This is a genomic window from Microbacterium sp. HMWF026 (assembly GCF_003061325.1).
GTDB classification, from domain to species: Bacteria; Actinomycetota; Actinomycetes; order Actinomycetales; family Microbacteriaceae; genus Microbacterium; species Microbacterium testaceum_E.
On the sequence record NZ_QAJB01000437.1, the window covers coordinates 1 to 4,802 of the forward strand.

At 69.9% G+C, this 4,802-nt stretch carries 2 protein-coding genes; one reads left to right on the forward strand and one right to left on the reverse strand.

The genetic code is table 11. The annotated features are described in order from the left end of the window. Positions 1 to 214 precede the first annotated feature (214 nt). Positions 215 to 700: a hypothetical protein gene (locus DBR36_RS15880; protein ID WP_108320677.1), complete on the reverse strand. Its 486-nt coding sequence runs from the start codon at positions 698 to 700 to the stop codon at positions 215 to 217. Between the two features lie 83 nt (positions 701 to 783). On the opposite strand from DBR36_RS15880, the gene mfd reads away from it, so the two are divergent. After that, positions 784 to 4,371 carry a transcription-repair coupling factor gene (mfd, locus tag DBR36_RS15885; RefSeq protein ID WP_181373645.1) on the forward strand — a complete coding sequence of 1,196 codons (3,588 nt, stop codon included), beginning with the start codon at positions 784 to 786 and terminating at the stop codon, positions 4,369 to 4,371. Positions 4,372 to 4,802 lie beyond the last annotated feature (431 nt).

The window sequence follows — 4,802 nt, forward strand, 5'->3', positions numbered from 1 at the left end:
CCGTAGGCGTTCTGCGCGGCGGGGGCGGGGTAGCCGTCGGCGCGGGGGACGGGTTGGCCGTACGGCTCCGGGGGCGGCGGTGCTGTGCTCACGGGATGCTCCTCTGGTCAGCGGACGCGTCGCGTCCTTTCCGACACCGTACGCACGCGGCTCGACAGGGCAGCGGGGGTGGACGTCGCGATGATGCGCGGGGTAGCGCCGAGGAGAACGCTGGTCAGACGACCGGGGCGGTCTCGCCGAGCGTGGCCAGCCCCGCGACGGCGGCCACCGCGGTCAGCAGTGTGAACACCGCCGGTCCGAGCGCGGCGACGACGACCGCGGCGATGCCGGTGCCCCGACCCGCGCGGCGGGCGATCGCGACGATGCCCAGCACGAGGGCGGTGATCCCGATCGCCGTGCCCGTCCAGAACGACACCTCCGCCAGAAGGACCAGGTCGCGCACCGGTGACAGGATGCGCCAGTCGAACGTGGTCGACGTCGACGACGCCAGCCCTGGCGCGGCTCCCCGCGCGCCGCGGTAGGCCGCGAACCCGCCGACGGCCGGGGCCAGGACGCCGGCGACGATGGACAGCAGCAGGGCCCAGGTTCCGACCGGACGCCGGTGCCGACGCGCGGGCGGCGCGGTGCGCAGCTCGCCGACCGGGGGCGCGACGTGCGGGGCGGCGAAGACGGGCCCGTTCGGAGCGCTCGGCGAAGTCATGTCGCCACTTTAGAAGACCGCCGCGGGCGCAACCCCCTCGTGCTCCCGACCCGATGTCACAGGCCCCGCGTAGACTTTCCCGAGTGACAGTTCCCGGGATCGTGCGCGCCCTCGAGCAGGCTGAGTCGTACCGCGAGGCCGCCTCCGCGGCCTCCGCCGACCTTTCGCTCTCCCTCGTCGACGGCCTCGACGCCCCCGTCATCGCGGGCCTCGTCGAACGGCGGCGGGCGGCCGGCGATCCGGGTGCCGTGCTCGTGATCGCGCCGACCGGCCGTCGCGCCGAGTCTCTCGGACCCGCCTTGGATGCCGTCCTCCCCGGCGCGCACGTGCTGCACTTCCCCGCATGGGAGACCCTGCCGCACGAGCGCCTCAGCCCCAGCCCCGAGACGGTGGGGCGGCGCCTCGACGTGCTGCGCCGCATCGCCGCGTGGGACGGCGAGGCCCCCCTGGTCGTCACCGCGTCGGTGCGCAGCGCCCTGCAGCCCCTCGCCCCCGGCCTGGGCGAGGTCGAACCGGTCGATCTGGTCGTCGGGGGGCGTGGCCACGAGCTCGAGACCGTCACGACGCGCCTGATCGAGTTGGCCTACCACCGGGTCGACATGGTGTCCCGCCGCGGAGAGTTCGCGGTGCGCGGTGGCATCCTCGACGTCTTCCCCCCGGTGGCCGACCACCCCTACCGCGTGGAGTTCTTCGGGGACGAGGTCGACCAGATCCGCGCGTTCTCGGTCGCCGATCAGCGGTCCCTACCCGGTGACGTGTCGGCGGTCTCGCTCAACCCGAGTCGCGAGCTGCTACTGACCGCCGGGGTGCGCGCTCGCGCCGCGGCCCTGCGCGACGGGTATCCCGGACTCCGCCAGCTGCTTGAGAAGATGGCCGAGGGCATCCCCGCCGAGGGCATGGAGTCGCTCATCCCGGTGCTCGTCGACGATCTGGTCACCCTGGTCGATTACCTTCCGGGCGGCAGTGCGGTGGCCCTCGTCGACCCCGAGCGCTCGCTCGCGCGTGCCACCACGCTCGGCGACACCAACCGCGAATTCCTCGAGGCCGCGTGGTCGGCGGCGACCGCCGGCGCCGACACCCCCGTCGACCTCGATTCCGGCGACTTCGTCACCCTCCACGACCTCCACGAGATCGCAAGTGGCCGCGGGGGCGTCTGGTGGCAGCTCAGCGCCTTCGACTCGGGGGCGGCGGATGCCGAAGACGAGGGTCTCGTCGTGGGCGACGACTCCGCACACCGCGTCAAGGCCGATCCCGTCCCCTCGTTCCAGGGCAACGTCGAGGGCGCCACCGCTCACGTCGGGACGCTCCTCGCCGACGGATGGTCCGTGGTGGTCACGGCATCCGGTCCGGGAATGGTGGATCGCGCGCGCGACGTGCTCGCCGAGCGCGGCATCGCGGCGCGACGCGTCGATGATCTGCGCACGCCGCCCGAGCCCGGCGTCGCCCACGTCGTGTGTGCTCCGCTCGAGCGCGGCTTCGAGCTGACCGAGTCGCGATTCGCGGTCATCACCGAGACCGAGTTCTACGGTCGCTCGGTCAGCGGCGACAACCGCGGCGTCAAGAAGCTCGCCTCGCGGCGACGCAACGTCGTCGATCCCCTGCAGCTCAAGCCGGGCGACGTCGTGGTGCATGCCACGCACGGGATCGGCAAGTTCATCGAGCTGACTCAGCGCGAGGTCTCCAGCGGCGGTCGCAACGCCGTCAAGACCACCAAGGAGTACCTCGTCCTCGAGTACGCGCCCGCCAAGCGCGGGTATCCGGGCGACAAGCTCTTCGTGCCCACCGACCAACTCGATCTGCTGTCCAAGTACGTCGGCGGAGAAGCGCCCACCCTGTCGAAGATGGGTGGCAGCGATTGGGCGGCGGCCAAGGGGCGCGCGCGCAAGGCGGTCCGCGACATCGCCGTCGAGCTGGTCAAGCTGTACTCGGCGCGCATGGCGTCCAAGGGATACGCCTTCGGTCCCGACACCCCCTGGCAGCGCGAGCTCGAAGAAGCTTTCCCGTTCGCCGAGACGCAGGACCAGCTGCAGACCATCGACGAGATCAAAGCCGACATGGAGAAGCCGATCCCCATGGACCGCCTGCTCTCGGGCGACGTCGGCTTCGGCAAGACCGAGGTGGCGGTGCGCGCCGCGTTCAAGGCCATCCAGGACGGCAAGCAGGTGGCGATGCTCGTGCCCACGACCCTGCTGGTCAAGCAGCACCTCGAGACCTTCGCCGAACGCTTCGCCGGCTTCCCGGTGACGGTGCGCCCGCTCTCGCGGTTCCAGTCCGACAAAGAGGCGAAGGCGACGCTCGCCGGTCTCACCGACGGCACCGTCGACATGGTGATCGGAACGCACCGCATCCTCACCGAGAAGGTGATCTTCAAAGACCTGGGTCTGATGATCATCGACGAGGAGCAGCGCTTCGGCGTCGAGCACAAGGACGCGCTCAAGAAGCTCAAGACCAACGTCGACATCCTGGCGATGAGCGCCACTCCGATTCCCCGCACGCTCGAGATGGCGGTCACGGGGATCCGCGAGATGTCGACGCTCGCGACGCCCCCCGAGGACCGGCATCCGATCCTGTCGTACGTGGGACCGCGCAACGACAAGCAGATCGCCGCGGCGATCCGCCGCGAGCTCCTGCGCGAGGGCCAGGTGTTCTACGTGCACAACCGGGTGTCGTCCATCCAGCGGGTGGCGGCGCACCTGGCGGAGCTCGTCCCCGAGGCGCGCATCGTCGTCGCGCACGGGCAGATGGGGGAGCACGCTCTCGAGCAGGTCGTCGACGATTTCTGGGAACGTCGCGCCGACGTGCTGGTGTCGACGACCATCATCGAGACCGGGCTCGACATCTCGAACGCGAACACGATCATCATCGACCGTGCCGACAAGTACGGGCTGTCGCAGTTGCACCAGCTGCGCGGCCGCGTCGGCCGTGGCCGCGACCGGGCCTACGCGTACTTCCTGTACGACGAGATGAAGCCGCTGTCCGAGACCGCGGCGGACCGTCTCGAGACGATCGCCGTCAACAACGATCTGGGCAGCGGTATGCAGGTCGCGCTGAAGGACCTCGAGCTGCGCGGAGCGGGCAACCTGTTGGGCGCCGAGCAGGCCGGGCACATCGCGGGCGTCGGTTTCGACCTTTACCTGCGCATGATCGGCGAGGCCGTCTCGACCTTCCGCGGTGAGGACGTGGACGGGCCCACCGAGCTCCGCCTCGAGCTGCCCGTCGACGCCCGTCTGCCCGAGTTCTACATCGACAGCGAGCGTCTCCGCCTCGAGGCGTACCAGAAGCTCTCGGCCGCCGCGTCGGCAACGGCCAAGGACGACGCCATCGACCTGGTGGTCGAGGAGCTCCGCGACCGCTACGGCGAGCCGCCCGCCGAGGTCGAGGGCCTGATCGCCGTCGCCCGTCTGCGCCGACGTGCCGCGCAGGCCGGCCTGGCCGATGTCGTCGCCATGGGCTCGAACCTGCGCATCGCCCCGGCGAATCTCGCCGAGTCCATGCGCGTGCGCCTGCAGCGCCTGTACCCGAAGGCGAAGCTCGTGGCGGGAGGGGATGCCATGGTCGTCCCCCTTCCGCAGGATGTCGACGACGCGAACCTCATCGCCTGGGTGCGTCAGTTGCTCGATGCGCTCTGGCCGCTGCCGGTCGACAAGACGGTCGAGACCGCGTCCGCGTGACGAGGGGTTGATCGCGACCGACGAGAGGGGTTCCCTGGGACGAAGAGTTCGCGGGAGCCCCTCGTGGTTTTTCCGCATGTTTTCGCGGTTTCATGGGAGCGACACGCCCGGGGTGTGGTGTGGATTCGACGGGTGGGTGGTTCGGGCGTAAGTTAGTACTTGTTCGCCCCACAGGGGAGAGCGGAGCGGCCGGAAGGCCCCGCGTCCTCTCAAGTGGTGAACCGCCCCGAAACCCCACCAGATGGTGTAAGGTTTCTTCTGGTCATTCGGCCGCTTTCACGAGGTTGATCCGTCAGGGTCCCACTGTGATGCGGCTGGGGCCGCGTAGTGAACTGCTCCATGGTTGGTCGAGATGACTGTTTCTGTGGGTGCGTCCGTTCCTTGAGAACTCAACAGCGTGCACTTGTCAAATGCCAATTTATTCCTCGTCG

Bases quoted from the DNA above. Each gene is read 5' to 3' on its own strand.
- DBR36_RS15880 (WP_108320677.1), bottom strand. From the start codon at position 700: ATGACTTCGCCGAGCGCTCCGAACGGGCCCGTCTTCGCCGCCCCGCAC.